This is a genomic window from Streptosporangium amethystogenes subsp. fukuiense, from assembly GCF_042665875.1.
GTDB classification, from domain to species: domain Bacteria; phylum Actinomycetota; class Actinomycetes; order Streptosporangiales; family Streptosporangiaceae; genus Streptosporangium; species Streptosporangium fukuiense.
In genome coordinates, this window is the sequence record NZ_JBHTEE010000001.1 from 5638938 (window position 1) to 5662830 (window position 23893).

Annotated in this window: 19 protein-coding genes; 7 read left to right on the plus strand and 12 right to left on the minus strand. The window is 71.5% G+C overall.

Annotated elements, in window-relative coordinates; genetic code table 11:
* Window positions 1-91: 91 nt before the first annotated feature.
* A complete protein-coding gene (locus ACFQVD_RS24015; protein ID WP_386274370.1) occupies window positions 92-2689 on the minus strand; it encodes a bifunctional FO biosynthesis protein CofGH in 2598 nt (865 codons plus the stop codon).
* Window positions 2690-2936: 247 nt separating this feature from the next.
* Here ACFQVD_RS24015 and ACFQVD_RS24020 point away from each other — a divergent pair, with 247 nt between their 5' ends.
* Window positions 2937-3152: a hypothetical protein gene (locus ACFQVD_RS24020; protein ID WP_343980340.1), complete on the plus strand. Its 216-nt coding sequence runs from the start codon at window positions 2937-2939 to the stop codon at window positions 3150-3152.
* 56 nt (window positions 3153-3208) lie between these two features.
* Here ACFQVD_RS24020 and ACFQVD_RS24025 read toward each other — a convergent pair whose 3' ends face one another.
* The 5 genes from ACFQVD_RS24025 to ACFQVD_RS24045 all read right to left on the minus strand — a co-directional run bounded on the left by ACFQVD_RS24025 (window position 3209) and on the right by ACFQVD_RS24045 (window position 7349).
* Window positions 3209-4288 (minus strand): nucleotidyltransferase family protein, encoded by a 1080-nt coding sequence (locus ACFQVD_RS24025; RefSeq protein ID WP_425580531.1) that lies wholly within the window; start codon window positions 4286-4288, stop codon window positions 3209-3211.
* A 32-nt stretch (window positions 4289-4320) separates the two neighbouring features.
* Window positions 4321-4617: a glycosyltransferase gene (locus ACFQVD_RS24030; RefSeq protein ID WP_386368644.1), complete on the minus strand. Its 297-nt coding sequence runs from the start codon at window positions 4615-4617 to the stop codon at window positions 4321-4323.
* Window positions 4589-5443 carry a glycosyltransferase gene (locus tag ACFQVD_RS24035; RefSeq protein WP_386368646.1) on the minus strand — a complete coding sequence of 285 codons (855 nt, stop codon included), beginning with the start codon at window positions 5441-5443 and terminating at the stop codon, window positions 4589-4591. Before ACFQVD_RS24035 ends, ACFQVD_RS24030 begins: the two co-directional genes overlap by 29 nt.
* Before the next feature lie 90 nt (window positions 5444-5533).
* Complete coding sequence (locus ACFQVD_RS24040) at window positions 5534-6502, minus strand: lysylphosphatidylglycerol synthase transmembrane domain-containing protein (RefSeq protein ID WP_343980349.1); 969 nt, start codon at window positions 6500-6502, stop codon at window positions 5534-5536.
* A 7-nt stretch (window positions 6503-6509) separates the two neighbouring features.
* Window positions 6510-7349, minus strand: coding sequence for a class I SAM-dependent methyltransferase (locus tag ACFQVD_RS24045; protein WP_343980352.1), 840 nt, complete (start codon window positions 7347-7349; stop codon window positions 6510-6512).
* A gap of 179 nt (window positions 7350-7528) precedes the next feature.
* Here ACFQVD_RS24045 and ACFQVD_RS24050 point away from each other — a divergent pair, with 179 nt between their 5' ends.
* Complete coding sequence (locus ACFQVD_RS24050; protein WP_343980356.1) at window positions 7529-8494, plus strand: lysylphosphatidylglycerol synthase domain-containing protein; 966 nt, start codon at window positions 7529-7531, stop codon at window positions 8492-8494.
* A gap of 13 nt (window positions 8495-8507) precedes the next feature.
* On the opposite strand, the gene ACFQVD_RS24055 is transcribed toward ACFQVD_RS24050, so the two are convergent.
* The 3 genes from ACFQVD_RS24055 to ACFQVD_RS24065 form a co-directional block, all read right to left on the minus strand.
* Complete coding sequence (locus ACFQVD_RS24055; RefSeq protein ID WP_343980359.1) at window positions 8508-9578, minus strand: glycosyltransferase family 4 protein; 1071 nt, start codon at window positions 9576-9578, stop codon at window positions 8508-8510.
* Window positions 9579-10472, minus strand: coding sequence for a glycosyltransferase family 2 protein (locus ACFQVD_RS24060; RefSeq protein WP_343980362.1), 894 nt, complete (start codon window positions 10470-10472; stop codon window positions 9579-9581). It abuts the gene before it with no gap.
* Between the two features lie 466 nt (window positions 10473-10938).
* Window positions 10939-13080: a hypothetical protein gene (locus tag ACFQVD_RS24065; RefSeq protein WP_343980366.1), complete on the minus strand. Its 2142-nt coding sequence runs from the start codon at window positions 13078-13080 to the stop codon at window positions 10939-10941.
* A 281-nt stretch (window positions 13081-13361) separates the two neighbouring features.
* Between ACFQVD_RS24065 and ACFQVD_RS24070 the strand changes: the two genes are divergently transcribed.
* From ACFQVD_RS24070 to ACFQVD_RS24090, 5 genes are all read left to right on the plus strand, one after another.
* A complete protein-coding gene (locus tag ACFQVD_RS24070) occupies window positions 13362-14822 on the plus strand; it encodes a hypothetical protein (protein ID WP_343980369.1) in 1461 nt (486 codons plus the stop codon).
* Window positions 14823-14978: 156 nt separating this feature from the next.
* The gene (locus ACFQVD_RS24075; RefSeq protein WP_343980373.1) at window positions 14979-16583 is read left to right on the plus strand and encodes an LCP family protein; all 1605 of its coding nucleotides are present in this window, start codon (window positions 14979-14981) and stop codon (window positions 16581-16583) included.
* Between the two features lie 1023 nt (window positions 16584-17606).
* Window positions 17607-18947 carry an acyltransferase family protein gene (locus ACFQVD_RS24080; RefSeq protein WP_386368650.1) on the plus strand — a complete coding sequence of 447 codons (1341 nt, stop codon included), beginning with the start codon at window positions 17607-17609 and terminating at the stop codon, window positions 18945-18947.
* A gap of 49 nt (window positions 18948-18996) precedes the next feature.
* Window positions 18997-20097: a glycosyltransferase gene (locus tag ACFQVD_RS24085; RefSeq protein ID WP_343980376.1), complete on the plus strand. Its 1101-nt coding sequence runs from the start codon at window positions 18997-18999 to the stop codon at window positions 20095-20097.
* Window positions 20082-20819, plus strand: coding sequence for an acetoacetate decarboxylase family protein (locus ACFQVD_RS24090; RefSeq protein WP_343980379.1), 738 nt, complete (start codon window positions 20082-20084; stop codon window positions 20817-20819). Before ACFQVD_RS24085 ends, ACFQVD_RS24090 begins: the two co-directional genes overlap by 16 nt.
* A gap of 230 nt (window positions 20820-21049) precedes the next feature.
* On the opposite strand, the gene ACFQVD_RS24095 is transcribed toward ACFQVD_RS24090, so the two are convergent.
* The 3 genes from ACFQVD_RS24095 to ACFQVD_RS24105 form a co-directional block, all read right to left on the minus strand.
* Window positions 21050-21982 carry a ribonuclease Z gene (locus ACFQVD_RS24095; protein WP_343980382.1) on the minus strand — a complete coding sequence of 311 codons (933 nt, stop codon included), beginning with the start codon at window positions 21980-21982 and terminating at the stop codon, window positions 21050-21052.
* Window positions 21983-22070: 88 nt separating this feature from the next.
* Window positions 22071-22946, minus strand: coding sequence for a sugar kinase (locus tag ACFQVD_RS24100; RefSeq protein WP_343980385.1), 876 nt, complete (start codon window positions 22944-22946; stop codon window positions 22071-22073).
* A gap of 12 nt (window positions 22947-22958) precedes the next feature.
* On the minus strand, window positions 22959-23840 hold the full coding sequence (locus ACFQVD_RS24105) for a glycosyltransferase family 2 protein (RefSeq protein WP_343980403.1): 882 nt from the start codon (window positions 23838-23840) through the stop codon (window positions 22959-22961).
* Window positions 23841-23893 lie beyond the last annotated feature (53 nt).

Sequence of the window (23893 nt, forward strand, 5' to 3'; positions counted from 1 at the left end):
CCGGAGGAGGGCACACGGAGACCTCTCGCTAGAGGAGAAAGACGATTGTGTCAACGAACCCCTCACGCAAGGCAAGCAAATATAGAACTTGTTATAATTTTGTCGACGCCTCCAGCGAGAGCAGTGGAAGGGCGTTGGGGCGGACGCTCCGGCAGACCCCGTCGCTCGCCCTGGCCGCGGCCAGCCGCTCGGCGTCGGGCACGCCGTAGGAGGTGGTCCGCTGCCGGACCGGCCGCCCGGTCGGGGCGACCATGGCCTCGATCTCGCTGATCGTCTTGAAGGACCCGTTCTCCGACCCGGCCATCCTGCTGATCGTCTCCTCCATCAGCGTGCCGCCCAGGTCGTTGACCCCGCCCATGAGCACCTCGCGGCAGAGCCCGTCCTGGAGTTTCACCCAGGAGCACTGGATGTTGGCGATCGCGCCGTGCAACAGGACGCGGGCCAGCGCGTGTACCGCCCGGTTCTCCCGTGCCGTCGGCCCCGGGCGGGCGATCCCCGCCAGGTAGATGGGCGCGCTGTGGTGGACGAACGGCAGCAGCACGAACTCGGAGAACCCGCCGGTCTCCTCCTGTATGCGGCGGATCAGCCGGATGTGCCGCACCCAGTGCGCGTGGTTGTCGACGTGGCCGTACATCATCGTGGAGGTCGTCGAGATGCCGACCCGGTGCGCGGTGGAGATGACCTCGACCCACTCGGCGGTGGGCAGCTTGCCCTTGGTCAGCACCCAGCGGACGTCGTCGTCGAGAATCTCCGCCGCGGTACCCGGCAGCGAGTCGACGCCCGCCTCCCTGGCGGCGACCAGCCAGTCCTCGATGGACAGGTTGGTGCGGCTGGCCCCGTTGATGACCTCCATCGGCGAGAACGCGTGGACGTGCATCCCGGGCACCCTGGCCTTGACCGCCCTGGCGATGTCGAAGTAGGCGGTGCCCGGCAGGTCGGGGTGGATGCCGCCCTGCATGCACACCTCGGTCGCCCCTGCCTGCCATCCTTCCCAGGCGCGGTCGGCGACCTGGTCCAGCGAGAGGGTGTAGGCGTCGGCGTCGGTGCGGCGCTGCGCGAAGGCGCAGAAGCGGCAGCCCGTGTAGCAGACGTTCGTGAAGTTGATGTTCCTGTTCACCACGTAGGTGACGTCGTCGCCGACCGCCTCCCTGCGCAGGCCGTCGGCGATCCGGCAGAGCTCGTCCAGCGCGGCGTCGTCGGCGCCGGCGCCCGACGGGTCTCCGGCGAGGTCGAGGAGGACGAGCGCCTGGGCGTCGCTCAGTCCCGCCGGGTCACGTTCGGCCTGCCGCAGCGCCTCCCGCACATCGCCCCTGACGGCGCCGCCCCCGGCAGTGTCCTCCGCGGCGGGCAGGCGCTCCTTCAGCGCCTCCCAGTCTCCGTAGACGTGGTCGAAGTCGTCACGGCGGTCGGCGGTACGGCCCTCGGTGTCGACCTCCGTGTGCAGGTCGACGCGGCCCAGGGAGACGAAGCCCCCGTCGGGCTCCTGCCAGGGGCGGCCGGTCACGACCGCGTCCTCGCGGGCGAGGCCGGTGTCGGGGTCCGCCAGGGCGGCCACGTGCGCGTTGAGCCTCGGGTCCAGCCAGGGCTCCCCCGCCAGCACGAACTCGGGGTAGATGGTCAGCCGCTCGCGTAGCGTGAACCCGGCGGCGGCGGTGCGGGCGGCGAGGTCGTCGATCTGCGGCCAGGGGCGTTCGGGGTTGACGTGGTCGGGCGTCAGCGGCGAGACGCCGCCCCAGTCGTCGATACCCGCCCTGATCATCAGCTCGTACTCGGAGTCGACCAGGTTCGGCGGGGCCTGCACCCTCGTCTTCGGCCCCAGCACCAGCCTGGTCACCGCGATGGTGGCGGCCAGTTCCTGCAGGTCCGCGTCGGGCATGCCGCGCATCGCGGTGTCCGGCTTGGCGCGGAAGTTCTGGACGATGATCTCCTGGATGCCGCCGTACTCGCGCGCCACCTTGCGCAGCGCGAACAGCGACTCGGCGCGCTCGGGGACCGTCTCCCCGATGCCGATGAGGATGCCGCTGGTGAACGGCACGTTCGTCCGCCCGGCGTCCTCCAGCACGCGCAGCCGCACGGCGGGGTCCTTGTCGGGCGAACCGTAGTGCGGCTGCCCCTTCTCCTCGAAGAGCCGCCGCGAGGTCGTCTCCAACATCATGCCCATGGAGGGCGCGACCGGCTTGAGGCGCTGCAGGTCCCGCCAGGTCATGACGCCCGGGTTCAGGTGCGGCAGCAGCCCGGTCTCCTCAAGCACCCGCACGGCCATCGCGCGGACGTAGGAGAGCGTGTCGTCGTAGCCGTGCGCGTCCAGCCACTCGCGGGCCTGGTGCCAGCGGTCCTCCGGCCGGTCCCCCAGGGTGAACAACGCTTCCTTGCATCCCATGGCCGCGCCCTGCGCGGCGATCTCCAGCACCTCGTCGGGACTCAGGAACAGGCTCTCCAGCCTGTGCGGGGCGGTGGCGAACGTGCAGTAACCGCAGCGGTCCCGGCAGAGCCTCGTCAGGGGGATGAAGACCTTGCGGCTGTAGGTGATGATCCCCTGTCGTCCGACCGCCTCCAGACCCGCGTCCCTGACCCTCCCGGCGTGGTCAAGGAGGGTCTCCAGATGTGCGTCCCTGGCATGCAACAGGGTTGTGGCCTCAGCGATATCAAGAGTTTTGCCATCGCGTGCCCTGGCCAGAGCCCGGCGCATCGCGTTGTCGGTGGGGTTGGGACTCATGACGTCACAGTACGGCGCGGCGCTCACATGCCCGGCGGCGGGTACCGGGCCTCGATCCGACATTTCAGATTCGCTAAAGACTCACCACAAGCAGGTCTCGATAGACATAAATGCTTGCAGATACATAGATTAGACATGTCAGCCGGAACCTCCGCAGCCGCGAAGATCCCCGGCCCTCCTCCGAGGCACCTACCTCGGACCCCACCCCCAGGAGCCGAAAATGTTCTGGTTTCTCCTTGCCCTTGTCGCCGTCGCCGTCCTCGCCCCGCTGGTGGGCGCCGACACCCGCGACAGCCTCGACTGGCATCGCCTGGAACCCTCCCCCGACGAGGGGGCCCTCAGCACGACCACCGGTCACGCGCGGGCGGCCACGGCCCGCGAGCGGATGGCCGCGCACCGCCCGACCCTGGCGGCCGGCCGGCCCCGCGTTCTTTGAGAGAGCGGGCGCGACCGATCCGCCACGATCTCCCGCACGCCGTACGGCGGGACCGGTCAGATGTCGCTGGAGAAGCGGATCGCGGACTCGGGGAGCACCACACCGGGCCAGACCCGGCTGCCCGCGAGCAGCTCGTTCCCGGGGCCGACCACCGCGCCGTCGCCGACGACCACATCCCTCAGGACCGCTCCACAGTCGACGCGCGCGCCGATGCCGACCACCGAGTCGACCACCACCGCGCCCGAGTGCACGATGCAGTCGTCTCCGAGCACGCTGCCGCCGACCTGCGCCCCCGACTCCACGATCGCGCGGGCGCCGATCACCGAACCGCCGGAGACCTTGGCCTCGGGCGAGATCATGGCGCCGGGCAGGGCGAGGAAGTCACCGGTGGGACCTGGCAGAGCGGGCGAGACGAGCCGGCCGAGGACCAGGTCGCGGGAGCCCTGCACGAAGGCGGCGGGCGTGCCCACGTCGAGCCAGTAGGACGCGTCGGCGTAGCCGAGCACCAGGGCGCCGTCCTCGATCAGGCCGGGGAAGGTCTCGCGCTCGACCGAGACGACCTGCCCCTCCGGGATCGTGTCGATCACCGAGCGGGTGAAGACGTAACATCCGGCGTTGATCCGGTTGGTGACCGGGTTCGGGGTCTTCTCCAGGAAGGCGGTCACCCTCCCGTCATCGTCGGTCGGCACGCAGCCGAAGCGCGAGGGGTCGTCCACCTCGGTCAGGTGCAGGGTGAGCGCGGCCCCCCGTGCGACATGCGTCGCGATCTGGTCGCCGATGTCGTGACCGGACAGGATGTCGCCGTTCAGCACCAGCACCGGGTCGTCGGGGCCGCAGGTCAGCGCCTTGGCGGCATTGCGGATGGCCCCTCCGGTGCCGAGCGGGACCTCCTCCGTCATGTACTCGAGTTCGAGGCCGAACGCCTCGCCGTTCCCGAACGCCTCGGAGAACATCTCCGCCCGGTAGGAGGTGGCGAACACGATGCGCCGCACCCCGAAGGCCCTGGCCCGGGCCAGCTGGTGGGAGAGGAAGGGCACTCCCGCCGTGGGCAACAGGGGTTTCGGGGTGTCCAGCGTCAACGGACGCAGACGCGTCCCTCGTCCACCGACCAGGAGAATCGCCTCTAGGTCCGGCAAAGGTGTCTCCATCATTCCGAGAGGTTAACTCACTACTCGGCCGCGCGCTGGTAAGAGAGCAGGTGTGCCTCGGCCGAGGCGTCCCAGGTGAACTCCTTGGCACGGGCGATACCCGCCGCGGACAGCACGTCCCTGCGCTCGGGTGAGGAGAGCAGCGTGCGCAGCGCGGCGGCGATGCTCTCGGCGTCCGGCTCGGTGTAGGCGACCGCGTCGCCCCCCACCTCCGGCAGAGAGGTGCGGTGCGTGGTGAGCACCGGCGCGCCGCAGGCCATGGCCTCCAGCACCGGCAGCCCGAAACCCTCACCCCGCGAGGGGAAGGCCGCGACCACCGCCCCGCCGAGGAAACCGCACAGGTCGGCGAAGGACAGGAAGCCGGGACGGAGCACCCGCACCGTCGAGGGGACCTGCTCCACCGCGGCGTCCACCTCGACGTCGCGGACCCCCCCCGGCGAGCACCAGGGCGGGCGGGTGGGCGATGTCCTCGACGGCGCGCACGAAGCCCCGGATCAGGTTCGGCACGTTCTTGCGGGGCTCCAGCGGGCCGAGGAAGGCCACGTAGGGGGTGCCGTGCAGGCCGAGCCGGTCGGAGGCGTGCTTGACCTCACGCTCGGACGGCGGATGGAACAGCGCCGGATCGACACCGTGGTAGGCGACGTCGATCCGGGTCGGGTCGGCCGAGAGCAGCCTGATCAGCTCGTCCCTGGTCGCCTTGGAGGGGACGATCACCCGGGTGGCGTGCCGGACCGCCGTGCGGGTCGCCGCGCGGAAGAACGCCGCCTTGACCGCGTCGTGCTGCAGGGGCTCGGTGAAGCAGGTGAGGTCGTGCACCGTCGCCACGGTCGGCAGGCCCGAGCTCAGCGGAATCGAGTAGTAGGGGGCATGGATGACCTGGGCGGCGACCTGCCGGGCGAGGAAGGGCAGCCCCGTCTGCTCCCAGGTCAGGCGGGCGGCCCTGTTGGTGATCCCGTGAGGCCCCGGCACGATCCGCGCGGAGGGCGCCAGTCCGGCATATCGGGCGGCGTCGGCACGCTGGCAGACGACCACGAGATCAGCGCCCGCCCTGTCCAGCGCGGCGACGAGTCCATCGACGTACCTGATCAGCGCACCGCGATCGGCCGGAACCGCGGCCGCGTCGACGAGCACTCTAGGCGTCAAGAAGGATCGCTCCCCTCATGATTCACACGGGACGGCCGTCCCCCTCCTTCGTTCACTCTATTGCCAGAGTCTCCGAAATCATGGGGGAAATCACACGGCTTTTCCCGAAGCGTGGTCCTTATTGGAAGCCGTGGCGCGGCGCGCGGCCAGACCCGCGAGACCCGCGCAGACGAGATCGCCAAGAATGATCACAATCCGGGAGCACAGCGCCGCCGCTATGGCCGACCCCTGGTCCAGCACGGGCGCCAGGACGGCCACCATGGCCACCTCCCGCACGCCCGCCCCCGCCGGGACGACGAACGTCATGATGCCCAGGCACCACGACAGGGCGAACGCGCCGACGGAGAAGAGGACCGCGGAGAACCCGGAGGGTCCGAGGTCGTGCACGATCGCCGCCAGGTGCAGTCCGTACGCGATCCAGCCGCCCAGTGCCCAGCCCAGCGCGGTGAACATGCCCCTGCGGGTGAGCGGGCGCTCCAGCGGCTCGCGCCTCAGCTTGCGCAGCCCGAACCCGAGGACCGCGTTGACCACCCTCGGCTCGAAGGCCACCGCGAGTACGGGGATCAGCAGGAACGCCCAGGCGTACGGCGCGGCCGCCCCCGGCCGGGCCGCCAGCAGCGTCACCCCCGAGACCACCAGACCGCTGCCGAGCTGCACCGGTAGCGTCAGGAAGAACGCCGCCGCACTGCGCGACCGGGGAACGCCCAGTTCCCGCCCCATCTCCATCTGAGCGATCACCGGCCAGAGCGAACCGGGGATGTACTTGCCGAGCTGGCCCACGAAGAAGACCCTCGCCCCCGCGCGCAGCGGCAGCGGCGAACCCAGGTCGGCCAGCAGCGCCCGCCACGTCATCATCCCGCCGCACAGCGCGGCGAGCACCGCCAGCAGCGACAACACGAGCGACAACACGGACAGCCGGGCGAACCCCGCGCGGATGTCGTCCCACTGACCCAGCACCACCCAGGCGCCGAACCCGAGCGCGAGGAGCAGGAAGGCGACGCGGGCCAGCCGTCTCAGTGGGGAGGCGCCGGATCGGACGGCGCCTCCGTCCTCGCTCACCGCAGGCTCACAGGGGACGTACCGGCTCGGGCGGCTGCGGCAGCGACCGCCCGGCCGGGCGGCGCTCACCCCTGGTCGCCACCCACAGGTAGGTGGGCACCACGGGCAGCAGGGCGCGCAGCACCGGACGGGGCAGCCGCGACAGCACGCCACCGGCCACCCGTCCCGCCACACCGCCGAAGAGCTCGTCGCCCGCGAACGCCGCCGGGGTGGCGAGCACGGGGAAGGTGTAGTCCCACACCCGCAGGCCGCGCACCATCTTGCGCAGGCCGCGCCGGGTGCGATAGCGCTCGTAGTAGCTGTCGGCCCGGCCGAAGAGCCGCACGTAGCGGTCGGCCGCCGCGGGCGGCAGGTAGGACAGGAACGGCAGCTTGTAGTGCGGCTCCATCACGCCGAGCCGGTTGCCCAGCCCGAGATAGAGCACGCCGTCCGCGGAGAGCACCCGGCGCATCTCGGCCATGATCGCGTCCGGGTCGACCACGTGCTCGTAGATGTGGTTGAAGACCAGCACGTCGATCGAACCGTCGGGGAAGGGCAGTGCGGTGCCGTCGGCGCAGACGAACTCGACCCGCTCGCCGAACCGCTGGGCCGCCTTGCGCAGGCCCGGCACGTCGATGTCGACGCCGAACGTCCGGCTCGCGCCCGCCGCGGCCAGCTCGTCGGCGATGAACCCCGCCGAGCAGCCGATGTCGGCGACGGTCAGACCGGCGAGGACGTCCTCTTCCCTGCCGAGAAAGTGCCCGAGCACCGCGACGATCTTCGCCGCCTTCCTGCGGCGCTTCTCCTCGTCCAGCATCGCCGCCTGGAACTCGGAGTACTCAAGCTGTGCGACCCGCTCGGCGCTCATCACTCGCTCACCGCTCCTCTTCCCCCCTCGCGTGCCGCCGGTTCGCGTGCCGCCGGGACTTCCCCTCCGGATGGTGCCGGACCGCGCACGACGCCCGCGGGCGCGCCACCACGCCGCCCAAGAGTACCGGTGACCGGTGACCCTACCGCCGAGTAAGAAGAGCGTCGTACCCTTGGCGGATGCTCAGCCGACTGCGGTCAAGCCGCCTGCTCCGAGTGCTGCTCGCGCTGGTCGCGGTGGGTTTCCTCGGCTACGGCCTGGCCAGGAACCGCGACGAGACCGTGGCCGCGATCTCGCAGCTCTCCTGGTGGTCGCTCGCCGGGTCCTACCTGTCGGTGATGGCCGGGATCGGTCTGATGGTGCTGGCCTGGCGGGCGCTGCTGGCCGGAATGGGCTCCCCGCTGCCCCTCGGGACCACCGCGAGGATCTTCTTCATCGGCCAGCTCGGCAAGTACGTGCCGGGCAGCGTCTGGGCGTACGCCGCGATGATCGAACTCGGCCGCGACCACCGCGTCCCGCCCCGGCGCATGTTCGGCTCCATCACCCTGTCGGTGCTGGTCTCCCTCGGCTGCGCCCTCGTCGTGGCGGCGGTGACCCTGCGCGAGACCATGACCCAGGCGTGGTACCTGCTGGCGTTGATCCCGGTCATCGCCGTCTGCCTGCACCCCGGAGTGCTCACCTTCGGGCTCAACCTGGCCATGCGGATCGCCCGTCAGGAGCCGCTCGGGCAGGGCCGGCTGCTCAGCGGCCGCGCCGTGCTCACCGCGGTGGCCCTCACCGTGACCGGCTGGCTGACCTACGGCCCCCACCTGCTGCTTCCCATGGCGGACCTGGGCGCCTCCGGCGACTCCCTGTACCTGGTGGCCACCGGCGCGTACGCGCTGGCCTGGGCGACGGGCATTCTCACCGTGGTCGTCCCCGCCGGGATCGGCGTCCGCGAGGGGGCGATGGTGCTCGCCCTGGCCCCGGTGCTCGACTCCCCCAGGGCACTGGTGGCCGCGGTGGTGTCCCGGGTGATGTTCACCCTCGCCGACGTGAGCTGGGCCGGGATCGGCTTCCTGTGGGGCAGGGTCTCCGGCGCCGCCGGGGAGCCCGGCCGGCAGGCGGGCCCCGAGCCCGTGGCGACGCGGGAGGGCACCGCCTGAGACCCGGCCCGGCTCAGCGCGAGACCAGTGCCTCGACGTAGCAGGTCCAGTACGGCTCGGGGTCGACCGCCTTGACCCCGGCGCGGAGCCGCTCGGGCTCGCCGGGGCGGTAGAACGCGGCCAGCGCGGCGCGCAGCTCCTCCACCGAACCCGGCTCGACCAGCAGCCCGTCCACCCCGTCGGTGACGTGGTCGCCGAGCGTGCCCGCCCGGCTGGCGATCACCGGCACCCCGTGCTCGTGTCCGAACCACACCTGCTGGCTGGCCGTCCCGCTCCGGTAGGGCAGTACCAGCGCGTCCACGTCCGCGAACAGCTCGGGCACGTCCGCCGCCGGCACGTAGCCCGGCCGCAGCTCCACCCGCCCGGTCAGCCCGAGCTCGGCGACCAGCGCCCTCGTCGCCTCCTCCTGGCCACCCCAGAACTCCCCGGCCACCCGCAGCGACACGCCCTCGGGCAGCGCTCGGACGAGCAGGTCGAGCCCCTTGTACGGCCGCACGAGGCCGAAGAACAGCAGCCGGTCGTGCACGCCCTCCGCGGGGCCGCGCCCCGCGTTTCCCGACGGCAGGTGCGGAGCCATCTCGGCCACCCGCACGGGCGCGGCGGTCAGCTCGCGGGCCTGCGCGGCCTGCCGCCCGGAGTGCACGAGCACCGCGTCCACCCTGCGCAGCAGCGCCTTCATCAGCGGGGTGTCGTACGGCTTGCGCTCGTGCGGCAGGACGTTGTGGCAGAGCGCCACGACCCGGGTCCTGCGCCCCAGGCCGTACAGGATGCCCAGGTAGGACGGGACCTGCACCGGGCTGAGGACGGCGAGGACGACCAGGTCGACGCCCCGCAGCCGTCGTCCGGCGCGGACCCAGCCGTCCGGGCGGCGCCAGTCGAGGTCACGCCGGACGTGCGGGAACGGCTCACCGTCGGGGGTGTCGACGGTCTGCTGCCCCGGGTACAGGAAGGAGGGGTACTGCGCCCGCCACGACTCGATCACCACGTCGTGCCCGGCCGCTCTCAGCCGATGGGCCAGCTCCGTGGTGTGCGCGGCGCCGCCCCCCTTGTAGGGGTACGTCGGCCCGACGACGGCGATCCGCATCTACTCGCTCCTGGAGCGCACGATGAGGTCGGCCAGCAGCGCCAGCGAGCCGATGAGCAGGCCGGAGATGAAGATCACGATAGTGTTGCTGGCCAGGTAGAACGGCGTCTTGACGTTGTCGTAGACCCCCTTGGCCAGCCCGATGCAGATCAGCCAGATCGCGGGCGGCATGAGGACCTTGAGCGGGTTGAAGTACATGATCATCCGCAGTACCTGCAGGATGTAGCGGTACGCGTCGGAGACGAAGCTGAACTTCGACTTACCGGCCCGCTTGCTGTAGGCGATCGGCAGGTAGTAGACGTCGTGCTGGTTGGACAGGAACGACAGCGTGATCGTGGTGACGCAGGAGAAGCCCGGCGGCAGCAGCCGCAGGTAGGGCTTGGCGACCGACTTGCGGAACGCCCGCAGCCCGCTGTTGAGGTCGGGGATCTTCTGCCCGGCCAGCCGCTCGGCCACCTTGCGGATGAACCACTTGGCCGGCACCCGGAGGAACTTGTGCGAGCCCTCCTCGCTGGTCCGCGCGCCCACGACCTGGTCGATCGCCGGGTCCTTCTCCAGGATCTGGATGAGCTCGGGGATGCGCTCGTTCGGGTAGGTCATGTCGGCGTCGGTCCACACGACGATCTCGCCGCGCGCCTCCTGGGTGCCGATCCTGCGCACCGTGCCGGAACCGCCGTTGCGGTGGAAGGCCCTGATCCGCATGTGCGGAAACCTCGGCGCGGCCTCTTCGAGCCTGGCCAGGGTCCGGTCCGTGGAGAAGTCGTCGACCGCCACGAGCTCGTAGGTGTATCCGCTGTGGTCCATCGCCTCGCAGATGCGCTCGACCTCGGCGATGACGTGGTCCTGCTCGTTGTAACAGGGCAGGACGATGGTCACGTACGGCGTTGCGTCCACAGCTGATCCACTCTCGGGCTCTCGGGCATGCTCTCCGACGGGCGAGGATACTCTGCCCAGCCGGAAGCCGAGCGCACATCACATGCCCCGGACGGCTTTCCAGCCATGTCGGCCGCCACCTCGGGGAGGCGGAAAAGGCGGACTCCGTCCGCGCCATCGACGTACTCGCCGCCTGTTGACCAGGACGACGAGACCTCGTCGTCCTCGCTCGCTCCGCGAACGGCCCCTTCCCCACCGCCAACATCATGTTGATGTCCTGGCGTAAGGGCTTCCGATCCGGCAAGCATTCAACACGCCACTCACCGCAATAACCCGATATTTACATATCCCGACACAAACGCCTGATCTTTGATCACCGGCAACAGAGCGGGTTCCCGGACTCACCCGACGATCCAAGCGGGCCGGGTCACATCGGGAAGTACCACTAGGCCGCCCACGACGCGTCACGCCGAGATGGCAGGGTCATTCAGGCTTTCCGATCCCCGTGTGGCACCGTCATCCAGACGTCGGCGGCCAGGGACCAGGTGCCGTTGGGGGGGTCGACGAGGGAGCGCTCGTCCTGGCGGACGCGGAGGTTCATGATGTGGACGGGGGTGCCGTACCCGGAGACCTGGCGGGCCTCGGCGGCCAGCAGGACCGGGACGCGGCCGGCCGCCCGGATACGGGCCGCCAGGCGGGTGACGTCGCTCTTCCTGGGGACGTTGGTGCGATAGAGGGTGACCCGGGCGGCGGGCAGGCCGCAGCTGCTCCGGACGAGCTGGGTGAAGCGGGCGGCGGTGACGCGCTCGACGACGAGCACCGAGGCGCGCGCGGGCAGGGCCGCGCACAGCGCCTCGACCGCGGCACGCTCGCCGCGCTCGATCGGGGTGAAGGCGGTCCCCCCCGAGACGAACGCCACCGGGACGAGGAGGAGGACCGCACCGGCCATGGCGAGGCCCCTGCGGGCCCGCGGACCGTACCCGGACCTGCGGGCCCGCTCGCGCACCCGGTCCAGGCCCCAGACGGCCAGCAGGATCAGGCCGGGGATGACGACGGGGACCAGCCGGCGGGCGGCCCACGGCTGGTCGGGAGTGATCCCGGGGCGGTAGAGCGTGGTGACCGTGGTCCAGACGATGACGGCCAGCGGCAGCAGCCACTCCGGAGCCGCCCCCCGCACCAGCCTGCGCGCGAGCAGCGCCGCGGCGAAGGTGGCCAGGAGCGCCGCGGGAAGCCCGACGTACCAGATCACCCAGTACGCCGAGTTCTCGTAGTAGAGCCGGGAACCGTCGATCGGCAGGCCGTTGACCCGCTGGACCCCGGCGATGAAGTCGGCGGTCAGCCGGTCCTCGACGGTGGCGGGCGGCCGGATCACGGTCTGCAACCAGGGCCGGGCCGCGAAGGCCGCCCCGACCAGCACGACCAGGCCGCCGGCGATCTCGGGCAGCCTCGGCATCCGGGCGACGCGCCGCAGCGGCGCCGCGAGCCGGGGAGCGAGCGCCGCCACCGCGACGGTGAGCACCACGACCGCGCCGCAGATGGCCAGCAGCGGGACGAGCGAGCCCGACAGGTACTTCAGGTAGGGGCGGGAGAGCAGATAGGCGGCGGCGAAGCCCAGCCCGGCCCCCACCGCCAGCCCGCCGAGCAGCGGCACGCCCAGCCGTCCCGCGTCGCGGTTCCCGGCCCGGCGGACGGCGATGAGCAGCCCGGCGTAGACGAGCACGGGAAGCACGTCGCGCAGCCCGTCGATCCTGACCATGACGGCCAGCCCGAACACCAGCCCCGCCAGGGCGGCCCCGGTCCGCGCGGAGCGGATCGCCGCCGGTCCGGTGCCGAAGGGCTCGGACGGCGAGGCGACGGCACCGGAGCGGAGCCCGGCCTCGGCGTCGTACAGCAGGGCGAGGCCGCCGAAGAGCAGGATCAGGGACGGGATCTCGCTGAAGGTGGTCCGCGAGGTGTAGAGGATCGGCAGGCTGACGGCGAAGACCAGGGCGGCGAGAGGCGCCCAGCGGGCCCCGACGAGCCGGGCCACGACCCCGGCGAGCACCAGCACCGCCGCCGCCCCCAGCACCGGCGGCACCAGCAGCAGCCCGGCGACGTCACCGAGCCAGGCGCCCACCGCGTGGAGCATCGGCGCCCCCGGCATGAACTGCGGCACGACCGCGCCGTCGAAGCCGTAGAAGCCCACGCTGTCGAAGTGCAGCGCCGGGTCGAGGCCGCCGAAGGCCTGCTCCTGGAAGGGAACGGGCAGCGAGCCGTGCCCGGCCAGCCAGAGGCCGTACTGCGCGTAGGTGGCGGGGTCGCGCCGGACGATCAGCTGCTCGCTGCGGAACAGGCCGTTGAAGACCCCCGAGGCCAGTGCGACCGCGATCACCCCGATGACCTGCCACGCCGTCGCCGGTACGGCCTCCGGCAGGCGCCGCAGACCGTACCGGCAGAGCAGTGCGGCGGCCAGCAGGCCCAGCGGGACCGCGGCGAGCGGCCGGAACCAGCCGAGCAGCAGCAGCGGCAGCCCGGCCAGCAGCCAGCCCGCCAGGACGAGTGCGGGCACGACCGAGACCACGGCGAGCACCTTGCCCGCCGAGAGGCCCGCCGAGGGCCCGCGCGTACGATCCAGCCGGCCGGTGGTCATGATTCGACCCGAGCGTACTGGCAACCGAGGCCCGCGCCGGGCACGGGCGCGCGGGACGGCGGCGCCGTGCCGCCCGGCGTCTCCCGGGTATGGAAGCCGGTAGCGTACGCGCAGCGCGTCAGAAGGGGGAAGAGAAGAGTGGTCGGGTGGGCTGGGCTGCGGCATCACCGGTCCCGGGGGACGGTGACCGCGCGTGTCGGCCGGGACCGGCGACTCGCGATCTCGCACGGCGGCCTCGGCGGGGCGGTGACCGGAACCCGGCCGGGATTCGTGGCCACCGCATGAGCGACGACGTCCTCCCCGCTCCTCGCGAGCTCCCGAAACGTGGCCGGCCCCCCGGTCGGCGGCGGTTCCCGGACCGTCGCCGGTTCTCCGAGCACCGCTGGTTCCTGCTCGTGCTGGGCGCCGGGGCCGTGCTGCGGGTTATCGCCATGCTCGGCTACCGGCCCGCGCTCTGGTTCCCCGATTCCTACACCTACGTCGTCACCGCGTTGAAGCCCCGGCCCGACCTGGTCCGCCCGGCCGGGTACCCGATGTTCCTGCGACTGCTCGAACCGTTCCACGACTTCGCCCTCGTCGCGCTGGCCCAGCACCTGCTGGGGCTGGGTGTCGGCGTGCTGGTCTACCTCACCGCGCGGCGGCTGGGAGCGCCCGCCTGGGCCGCGACGCTCGCGTCCGTCCCCTCCCTGCTGGACGCCTACCAGATCGAGCTGGAACACCTGCTGGTCTCCGACACCCTGTTCACGGTCCTGGTCCTCTCGGCGGTCTGCCTGGCCGTGCGCCGATCCGTCGGCCGGCGTACCGCGTGCGGGATCGGGCTGCTGCTCGCGGCGGCCACGCTGACCAGGACCGTCGGGCTGCCGCTGGTCGCGCTCTTCGCGGCCTGGCTGATCTTCAAGCAGCGGGGCCGGGTGGCCGCGGCGGGGGTGATGATCGCCGCCGCCGCGGTGCCGATCCTCGGGTACGGGGCCTGGTTCCACGCGACGTACCAGCGGATCGGCATCGTGGGCGCGAACGGGGTCTTCCTCTACGCCAAGACGATGACCTTCGCCGACTGCGACGTGATGCGCCCGCCACCGGACCTGGCGGTGCTCTGCGACCCCCGCCCGCCCGCCCTGCGCCCGCCCGCGCAGGAGTACGTCTGGGCGCAGGACTCGCCGCTGGTCAGGCTGCCCGGCATCACCTTCAGCCGCGGGAACGACGCGCTGGCCGGGCGGTTCGCGTCACTGGCGATCCGGAGCCAGCCGCTGGACTACCTGGGCTCGGTCGCCTCGGAGCTGGCCCGCTCGTTCACCGTGGGCCGCCCGGTCTACCCGGATCAGGAGATCTACGACCACTACCTGTTCCCCGCGACGCCGCCCGCGCCGCCCGGGCGCCACCCGGCGACCGTGGGCGCCCAGGCCGCGGAGCGCTACCAGCGGGGTCCGATCACCACCCGGATCGTCGAACCGTACGCGGGCTGGATCCGTACCTACCAGAAAGGCGCCGGACTGCCCGGCGCGGCGGTGCTGGTGATCCTGCTGCTGCCACCCGCGGCGGCGTGCGTCCGGCGGTTCCGCCCGGCCGGCACGGCGTGGGTGCTGCCCTGGTCGGTGGCGGTGGTGCTGCTCGCGATGCCCCCCGCGGTGGCGGAGTTCGACTACCGGTACGTCCTGCCGGCCGTACCCGCCGCCTGCCTCGCGGCAGCACTGGCCGTACGTAAACCTAATTTCAGTAACATTCCACTAAATGTCCGCATTTGAGTATGCTGGCCGCCGGATCATCACGGCGGTGGCAGGGGGCGGTCTTGGCCAAGTTCGCATCATCACGTCTCCTGGCGCGCCCCTCGTGATCTACTCTCTGGGCGCGATGAGCGAGCTGCGCGAGAACCGGACGATGCCGCCAAGCAGGGGAATCGGATGAGCGACCACCGGCAGGCCTCCGCGAGAGACCAGCGGACGGCACCCGCCTCCCACGGCCGCAGAGGGGCCCGGCGCGCGGGCGGAGAAGGCCCTCCCCCGGCGGCCCCTCCACCGCAGCCGAAGGAGAGTCCGCCGAAGGGCCGGGGCCGCAAGCAGAAGCGGCTCGGCATCGGCGCCTGGGCGAGCATCGCGGCGACCGGCCTGCTGGTGCTCAGCACCCTGGGCGGCTACAAGGTCTACCGGGACACGCTCGGCGAGGTCGAGACGATCAGCCTCACCGGCAAACTCGGCAACAATCGGCCGGTGAACGCCACGGGCGCGCTCAACGTGCTGATCGTGGGCTCCGACACCCGCGAGGGCGACAACCTGAAGTACGGCCAGAAGATGGCCGACGCGGGCAAGCGCACCGACACGATCATCCTCATGCACATCGCGCCCGACCGCGACAAGGCGACGTTCGTCAGCTTCCCCCGCGACTCGGTGGTCGCCATGCCCGCCTGCACGTCCGAGACCGGCGCGCCGGTCGCGGCCCGCACCGAGATGATCAATGCCGCCTACAACGAGGGCGGCATCACCTGCACGATCTCCACCATCGAGGCGCTCACCGACATCCGGATCGACCACTTCGTCGAGGTCGACTTCACCGGTTTCAAGAACATCGTGAACGCTCTCGGCGGTGTCCGGATCTGCCTGACCAAGCCGGTCGACGACAAGAAGTCCAAGCTCACCCTCGCGGCCGGCTGGCATCTGCTGGCCGGTGAGAAGGCGCTGGGCTACGTCCGGCTGCGCAACTACGGCGACGGCAGCGACATCGGCCGGATCAAGCGCCAGCAGGTCTTCCTCAGCCAGGTGGTGAAGAAGGCCACCAGCAGCGAGCTGCTGACCGACCCCTTCAAACTGCAGAACTTCATCAAGGTCGCCGCCCAGTCCGTCCGGATGGACGAGGACCTTGCGAAGGACACCGGCACCCTGCTCCAGATCGGGCAGAGCGCCCAGAAGCTGACCGCGAACGGCGTCAAGCTGATCACCGTCCCGTGGGGCCCGCACCCGGACGACAAGAACCGGGTCGCCTGGGTGCAGCCGTACGCGGACCAGCTCTTCGCCGCGATCAAGAACGACACCGAGGTCACCCCGCCCCCGGACACCAAGGTCAAGACCGTCAACCGCGAGCAGGTCAGGCTCCAGGTGTTCAACGGCACGGACACCCCGGGCCGGGCCAAGCAGGTGGCCGACGAGCTGGCCGAGCAGGGTTTCGTGGTCACCCACGTCGGCAACGCCCGCCCGGCGGCCGGCAACGTGCCCACCACCACGGTGCGCTACGCCAAGAAGGACACCGTGGACGGCCCCGCCTACGGCGACGCGGTGGCAGCCAGGCTCTCCGGCGACAAGCGCGCCCCGGTCGCGGGCAAGGTCAAACCGGTCACCACCGACAAGTACACGCCGCCCACGGCCCCCAAACCCACCCCCGGTGCCAAGGCCCCGACCGGACCGGTCATCCAGCTGATCATCGGCGCCGACTGGCCGGGGGTCCGGGTCCTTCCCAAGATCCCGGACGCCCTCACGGACAAGGTCGTCGACAGCAAGACCAACCCCTGCACCTGACATCCTCGCCCGGCACGCGACCGGGCGAGGGCGTCCAGGCGGCACTGTGCCCGGACACCCCGGCCGGGCCTCGCGACCTGGCCTCGTGACCGGGCCTCGTGACCGGGCCTCGTGACCGGGCCTCGTGACCTGGCCGAGCCGCGAGGCCACGGCGTCCGGACGACCGGGTGCCACCGCAGAACCAGGCGAACCGGACACCCGTCACCGGACAGCGGGACGCCACCGCCCGGGAAAACGGCGAGCACCCGCCGTTCCCGGGTTTTGGACAGTCACGATTACCCGAGAACCTCCCGAATCAGAGTGCGTGCGTGCGACAGCGGGCTCACAGTCGGTCTAGGGTGGTCGAGGCGGCGAGGCGAACGCTCGCCCGGCCACACCCCCGGCCAGCCCCGGGCGCCCCCGCCAGTCTGCCCGACTACTCCCCGGTCTCCGACAGATAGCTGAGCCTTCCCCTCGTGAGCGACATCCGATCCTTCCAGGTGCCGGCCCCCCAGGACGACGGCGGTTCCGACGGCCACGGCGGGTCCGCCGGCGGACAGGGCCGGAAGCCCGCCCCGTGGCCGATGCCCGGCCAGGCACAGGCGCCCGGCGGACACCAGCCCACATGGCCGGAGCCGCCGGACGGTGGCCCGGCCGCCGGCCGCCCGTCCCGGTACGCCCGGGAAGAGGAGAGCCCCGGCGAGGTCACCGAGTGGGGCGGCTACCCGGCATACCGGGAGCCCCACCCCGGCGACCCGCTCGACCTGTCCAAGCCCCTGGCGCCCGAACCGGTGCCCCAGGAGTCCACCTGGGCCCGCGAGACGCCCCAGCCGTGGACTCAGGACGGCCCGGCCTGGGCACAGGAGAGCGCCGCATGGGCTCCCCAGGAGAGCGCCGCATGGGCCCAGGAGAGCGCGGTGTGGGCCCAGGAGCCGTCCTGGGTGCGGGAGGCCTCCTCCCCGCAGGGCGCCCCCCAGGTACCACTCCCCCGGCCTGACTGGGCCCCGCCGCCCGTGTCACAGCCGCAGACGGGCGCGCACCCCTATGGCGCCCCCCAGTCCCAGGCACCCGGCCCGGGAGCGCCCCAGGCTCTCGGGCAGCCCGGGGCGCTCCCGGGCGCCGGGCACCCGCAGGCCGCCACGCCCCCCCGGCAGGCACCGCCCGCGGGCGGCGAACGCCCCTTCTCCTACTGGGAGAACAACCGCCGGGAGAGCGAATCCTCGTTCTGGAACCAGGGACCGCAGGCCGAGCAGGAGTTGCGGGCGGAGCGGGAGCGCGAGCCGCAGGTCGAGGAGGAGCCCGCGGCCCCCCCCTGCCAAGAAGAAGCGCGAGCCGTATCTCGACAACGTGAAGTTCGTCCTGATCGCCCTGGTGGTGATGGGCCACTCGCTGGTTCCCACCCTGAAGGCGCACTCGGCGAGCTCGGTGTACCTGTTCGTCTACATGTTCCACATGCCGGCGTTCGTGCTGATCAGCGGCTACCTGGGCCGCAACTTCTGGCACTCCAACGCGAAGATCAACAAGCTGGTCGACACACTGCTGATCCCGTACGTGGTCGTGGAGATCGGCTACGCGCTGCTCCGCTACGGGCTTGGCCAGAAGTGGACGCTGACGATAATTGATCCGGCCTGGCTGAACTGGTACCTGGTGGCCCTGGTCCTCTGGCGGATCTCCACGCCCATCTGGACCCGGATGCGGCAACCGCTGCTGGTCGCGGTGGTCATCTACATGGCGGCGGGCTTCTCCGAGATCTCCGGTGACTTCAGCATCGACCGCTTCTTCGGCCTGCTGCCGTTCTACGTGCTCGGCCTGCTGCTCAAGCCCGAGCATTTCGACCTGCTCAAGCCCACCTGGGTCAAGATCACCTCAGCTGTCGTCCTGGTCGGGGCCGCCGGGGTGGCGATCCTCATCGCGCCGCACGTCCCGCGCGACCCGATCTACTTCCGCTACAGCTTCAAGGCCATGGACATGTCCTGGTGGATGGGCTTCGGCGTGCGCGCCGCCGTACTGGTCGCGGCGCTGATCATGACGGCCGCGGTGCTCGCGCTGGTGCCCCGCCGCGAGACCTGGTTCTCCGACCTCGGCACCCGCACCCTGTACGCCTACCTGCTGCACGGCGTCGTGGTGGTCATCGCCAAGGACCAGGGCTGGCTGAGCTTCCCCTGGCTGTACGGCCCGCTGGGCGTGGCGGCGATCGCGTCGAGCTCGCTGGCCCTGGCCATCGTGCTCTGCCTGCCGGAGACCCGCAAACTCTTCAAGTGGCTGCTCGAACCCAGGCTGGTATGGCTCTACCGGCGACCTTCCCCGCCCCCCGCCGCCAAGGACGCGCCCACCGCCGAGGCCGCGCCCACCGCCAAGGAGAGTTCAGCGGCAGTTCCCCGGTAATTAACTCAACGCATCCGGTGCTGACGGAACAGCCGCCCAGCATCGGCATATGCGGGTATGCGTCGCGACAATCGTTCATCATCCAGAAGACGCCCGGATCGCGCATCGGCAGATCCGGGCGCTTCTCGACGCCGGGCACGACATCACCTACGTCGCCCCCTTCACCGACTGCAACGTCACCCCGGATCCGCGGATCCGGGCGATCGACGTGCCCCGGGCGATCGGCAACCACCGCAGGCGCGCGCTGAAGGCCGCCAGGGGAGCTCTCAGCCGCGGGGTCGAGGGCGCCGACCTGCTGATCGTGTACGACCCGGAACTGCTCTCCCGCCTGCCCAGGCGCCGCCCCGCCACCGTCTGGGACGTACGCGGTGAAGCCGGCGCCACATCCCCGCGCCGGGTCCTGCCCTCGCCGGCACGCCGGGCCGAGGCCCGAGCGGAACACCGGCTGCGCCTCATCCTGGCCGACGACTCCTACCGGGACCGCTTCTCCCTGCCCCACCCGGTCGTCCCCGACACCGCCTGCGTACCCGAGAACCCGCCCGCGCGGCCCGGCCGTGACCGGGTGGTCCACATCGGTCACCTCTCCGAGGCGGGAGGCGTGGCCGAGCTGATCGAGACGGCCAGGCGGCTGCTCCCCCACGGGATCAGGCTCGACCTGATCGGCTCCGCCGACGCCGGGGTCAGGCCGCTGCTCCGGGACGCGCAGCGGGAGGGCCTGCTCGACTGGTACGGCTACGTGCCCAACCGGCACGCGCTGCGGATGGCCGAGGGGGCGATCGCCGGGCTGTCGCTCCCGCGCGACGCGCCCGGTCGCCGGCCCGTACCGGCCAAGATCATCGACTACATGTCCCGGGGCGTCCCCGTGGTCACCACGCCGCTGCCCGCCGGTGCCGCCCTGGTCGAGCGCACCGGCTGCGGGGTCGTCGTGCCCTTCGGCGACGTCGGGGCGGTGGCGCGCGCGGTGCTGGCGCTGCGGGACGATCCCACCGGTGCCGCGGAGATGGGCGGGCGCGGCCACGCCGAGGCCCTGGCCCACCACAACTGGCCGGACCACGCGGGCGCGTTCGTCGGGCAGCTGGAGGAATGGGCGGGCAGACCGGTGACGTCCGGCCTGGAGATTGGTCTACTGGAGGCATGGCACGCCATCTGATTCAGGGGCGCGAGATCGCCATGCCGGTCCGCGTCCGAGACGCCATGGTCTGCGGCGCCTCCTATCTGGTCCGGGCGGACGCCGCACGGGCCGTGATCGCCTACTCCCACCTCGACGTCGCCGAGGTGCTGCCCGGCAAGGCCCTGTGCACGCTGATGTTCGCCGACTACCGCGACGGCGATTTGGGCCCCTACCACGAGTTCGGCATCGCCTTCCTGGCCAGGCCACCCGGCGCGGACCACGCCCCCGGCGGCGGACTGCGCGCGAACCTGTCCGAGCTACGCAGGACCGGCGCCGGGGCGTTCGTCCACTGGCTCCCGGTCGACCAGGGCCTCACCCTGGAGGCGGGCCGCACGATCTGGGGTTTCCCCAAGGAACTGGCCGACATCGACCTGCGCACCTCCTCCCCCTACAAGCGGTGCATCCTGCGTAAGGACGGCCGCCTGGTGCTGGACCTGCTGATCAAACCCGGCGTCCCGGTGCCGGGCACCGGCATGATGACCGCCCTCGACGCCTACAGTCACTCAGACGGCGTCACCCGCCGCATCCCGTGGTCGATGTCCCCCCACGGCATCCGCACCCGCCCCGGCGGCGCCCTGATCCGCCTGGGCAACCACCCGATCGCCAAGGAACTGAGCGAACTCGGCCTGCCCAAACGAGCCCTGGCCACGGCCACGGTCTCCCACATGGCCATGACCTTCAACGAGGCCAAGGAGCCCTAGTACCGCGAAGGCCCGGATTGGGGAGTTCCACGCCCCCGCGACAGGCCCGGTCGGCTCACTCGGGTCGGCAGGCACGAGGTGAACACGGCGACCGGCGTACCGCGACCGGGTGTTCACACCTCCAGCCTGTCCGCTCGCCGTGACCTTCGCACCATGAACGATCACCTGGACCTGGGAACCGCCCCGGACCGAGGCCCCGGCAACCTGATGCCCGCGGCCTGGCCCGGTGTTCACGGTCGTCTGCGGGGCGGGACCGGGATGCGGTCGAGGTCGTGGGCGACGACGACGTCGCCACGGAACACGGCGGCCGCCTGGTCGGCGAAGCGGTGCTCGTCCTCGGCGCGGTACCGCTCGGAGAAATGGGTGAGGACCAGCCGCCGGACGCCGGCCTCGGCGGCGACCCTGGCGGCCTGGCCGGCGGTGAGGTGGCCGTAGTCACGGGCCAGCGCGGCGTCCTCGTCCAGGAAGGTCGACTCGATGACCAGCAGGTCCACCCCGTCGGCCAACTCGAAGACCGGGTCGCAGAGGCGGGTGTCCATGATGAGGGCGAACCGCTGCCCGGGGCGATGCACGCTGCACTCGCCCAGGGTCACCACCGTACCGTCCGGAGCGGTGACCTGGCCGTCCTCCCGCAGCCGGCGGATGGCGAGGCCGTGCACGCCTCGGGCCGCGAGTTCGTCCGGCAGCATGGTGATGCCGTCGGGCTCGACCAGGCGATAGCCGTACGCCTCCACCGGATGGTCGAGCCGGCGGGCCGTCAGGGTGAACGGCGCGTCGGCGGTGTCGAGTTCCACCGCGGAGCCGCCGAGCGGCTGCTCGCGGATCCGGATGGTGTCGTGGAAGATCGTCGCGTGCCGCAGCCGCTCCCAGTAGAGCGCACCGCTGGCGGGGAAGGCCGCGTTCGCCTCGGCCACCCCGTCACGTGACATCCGCTGGACGATTCCCGGCACTCCGAGGCAGTGGTCGCCGTGGAAATGGGTCAGGCAGATCCAGTCGATGTCGTGCACGCTGAGCCCGGCGTGGATCATCTGCCGCTGCGTACCCTCTCCCGGGTCGAACAGCAGGCCCTGTCCGTCCCAGTGCAGCAGATAGCCGTTGTGATTACGGGTACGGGTGGGAACCGCACTGGCGGAACCGAGCACAACGATCTCACGTGCGGACATACGTCAATGATCACTCAACGGAGGGCGGCGAGCGACCCGATAACGACCGGGTGAACGGCTCCGGCCCACTGACGGGTCGGGTACGGAGTCAGCCGTCGAGTTCCAGCAGGGGCAGCTCGGCCCTGGTCGGGAGGCCCTGCCAGTCGCTGGGGCCGGACGAGGCGAAGGCCGCGAGCAGGAACCCGCGGCGCAGCCGGTCGGTCGGGTGCAGTCCCTCCAGCGCCGCGCTGAGATAGCCCGCGACGAAGGCGTCCCCCGAGCCGTTGGGATCGACCACCGGCGCGGAGACGCCGGCGGCGTCATGACGGACGCCGTCGACCCGGACGCTCGCCCCCCGGGCACCGCGTATCACGATGACCTCGCGGTCTCCGGCGAGCGCGGGCTTGACCAGGTCGAGCTCGCTCTGCCGGACGAACAGCACGTCCGCCGAGCAGGCCAGCACGCTGAGAGTCTCCTCGGCCTCCCGCAGGTCGGGCCAGAGCTGGTCGTGGTAGTCGATCGCCACCGAGACGGGGACCCTCGCGGTCCGCGCGGCCCGTACCGCGGCGTGCATGGCGTCGCGCGCGCTCAGCGCGGCGGTGATCCCGCTGACGTGCAGGACGCGCGAGGCCGCGACCCGGTCGACGGGAACGTTCCCCTGGGCGAGCCTGGCGCCCGTGCGGTAGTAGGTGACCCTGGCGGCCTGACCGAGCCTCGTCTCCTTCAGGAGCATCCCGGTCGGCGATCCCTCGTCCACCCGGGTGTCGGAGACGTCCACCCCCTCGCCGCGCAGCACGGTGAGGATCCTGGACCCCAGCTCGTCACCGCCGACCTTGCCCAGCCAGCTCACCCGGTGGCCGAGCCTGGACAGCCCGATCGCGACGTTGAACTCGGCTCCGGCGACGTCCAGCCTGGCCTCGTGCTCATGGCGGATCCGGCCGCTGGTGACCACGCCGAAGGCCTCGCCGAGGGTGTAGACGTCCATACCGGACCGGACTCAGACGATCGGCGGGCGGCCGAGGCGCAGCATGCGCCAGGCGGTCTTCCAGCCCATCGGGCGGCGCTCCCCCGCGGGTTCCCTGAGCCCCTCGCCGAAGCCCTTGAACCAGGCGCGCAGGGCGGGCCCCGAGCGCTCGCGGATCAGGGTCAGCACGCTCCAGTTGAGCAGGTAGAGCGTCGCGAGCACCCAGGGAAGGTTGCGGCGGGCCAGCCAGACCCGGTTGCGGGCGTTGAGCCGGTAGAAGTCGGTGTGCCTGGTCGGCGGGACCTGCGGGTGGTACATGACCGTCTTGGCGTCGTACTCGATGCGGTAGCCCTCGCCGAGGAGCCGCCAGGCCAGGTCGGTCTCCTCATGGGCGTAGAAGAAGCGCTCGGGAAGCCCGCCGACCTGGAGGAACGCCGACCTGCGGATGGCGCACGCGCCGCCCAGGAAGGTGGTGACCGGGGAGGATCGCTCGGGGTCGCCCGCCCGCAGGCGGGGAACGTGGCGGCGCTGGCCGATGCCGCCGTCGGGGTCCTTCACCCGGAAGGAGACGACCGCGAGGTCGTGCTCGGTGGAGAAGCGCTCCCGCAGGTGGGAGACGAGCCACTGGTCGGCGTACCAGCCGTCGTCGTCGAGGAAGAGGACGACATCGCCCGTGCACTCCTCGACGCCGCGGTTGCGGCCTGCGGGAATGCCCGTGTTGTGGCTCAGCCGCACGCTTCTGATCGAGGCCGAGGACCCTTCGGGCACGGTGGCCGACAACTCGGGGACATCGGTGCCGTTACCGACGATGACCACCTCGACGTCGCCGTCGACCTGGTTCAGCGCGGACTCGACCGCCCGGTCCAGCTCTGGGATCCGGTTGCCCATGGTGAGGATGACGCACGAGATCTTCAACGGGTCATCGCCTTGACGCGTCGAAAGCACGTACGGAGCATACGTTCATGATC

What these genes read in the sequence shown, in the direction of transcription:
- ACFQVD_RS24015 (WP_386274370.1), bottom strand. Translation starts at nt 2,689, where the DNA reads ATGCGCCGGGCTCTGGCCAGGGCACGCGATGGCAAAACTCTTGATATC.
- ACFQVD_RS24020 (WP_343980340.1), top strand. Translation starts at nt 2,937, where the DNA reads ATGTTCTGGTTTCTCCTTGCCCTTGTCGCCGTCGCCGTCCTCGCCCCG.
- ACFQVD_RS24045 (WP_343980352.1), bottom strand. Translation starts at nt 7,349, where the DNA reads ATGAGCGCCGAGCGGGTCGCACAGCTTGAGTACTCCGAGTTCCAGGCG.
- ACFQVD_RS24050 (WP_343980356.1), top strand. Translation starts at nt 7,529, where the DNA reads ATGCTCAGCCGACTGCGGTCAAGCCGCCTGCTCCGAGTGCTGCTCGCG.
- ACFQVD_RS24055 (WP_343980359.1), bottom strand. Translation starts at nt 9,578, where the DNA reads ATGCGGATCGCCGTCGTCGGGCCGACGTACCCCTACAAGGGGGGCGGC.
- ACFQVD_RS24065 (WP_343980366.1), bottom strand. Translation starts at nt 13,080, where the DNA reads ATGACCACCGGCCGGCTGGATCGTACGCGCGGGCCCTCGGCGGGCCTC.
- ACFQVD_RS24070 (WP_343980369.1), top strand. Translation starts at nt 13,362, where the DNA reads ATGAGCGACGACGTCCTCCCCGCTCCTCGCGAGCTCCCGAAACGTGGC.
- ACFQVD_RS24075 (WP_343980373.1), top strand. Translation starts at nt 14,979, where the DNA reads ATGAGCGACCACCGGCAGGCCTCCGCGAGAGACCAGCGGACGGCACCC.
- ACFQVD_RS24080 (WP_386368650.1), top strand. Translation starts at nt 17,607, where the DNA reads ATGGCGCCCCCCAGTCCCAGGCACCCGGCCCGGGAGCGCCCCAGGCTC.
- ACFQVD_RS24085 (WP_343980376.1), top strand. Translation starts at nt 18,997, where the DNA reads ATGCGGGTATGCGTCGCGACAATCGTTCATCATCCAGAAGACGCCCGG.
- ACFQVD_RS24090 (WP_343980379.1), top strand. Translation starts at nt 20,082, where the DNA reads ATGGCACGCCATCTGATTCAGGGGCGCGAGATCGCCATGCCGGTCCGC.
- ACFQVD_RS24095 (WP_343980382.1), bottom strand. Translation starts at nt 21,982, where the DNA reads ATGTCCGCACGTGAGATCGTTGTGCTCGGTTCCGCCAGTGCGGTTCCC.
- ACFQVD_RS24100 (WP_343980385.1), bottom strand. Translation starts at nt 22,946, where the DNA reads ATGGACGTCTACACCCTCGGCGAGGCCTTCGGCGTGGTCACCAGCGGC.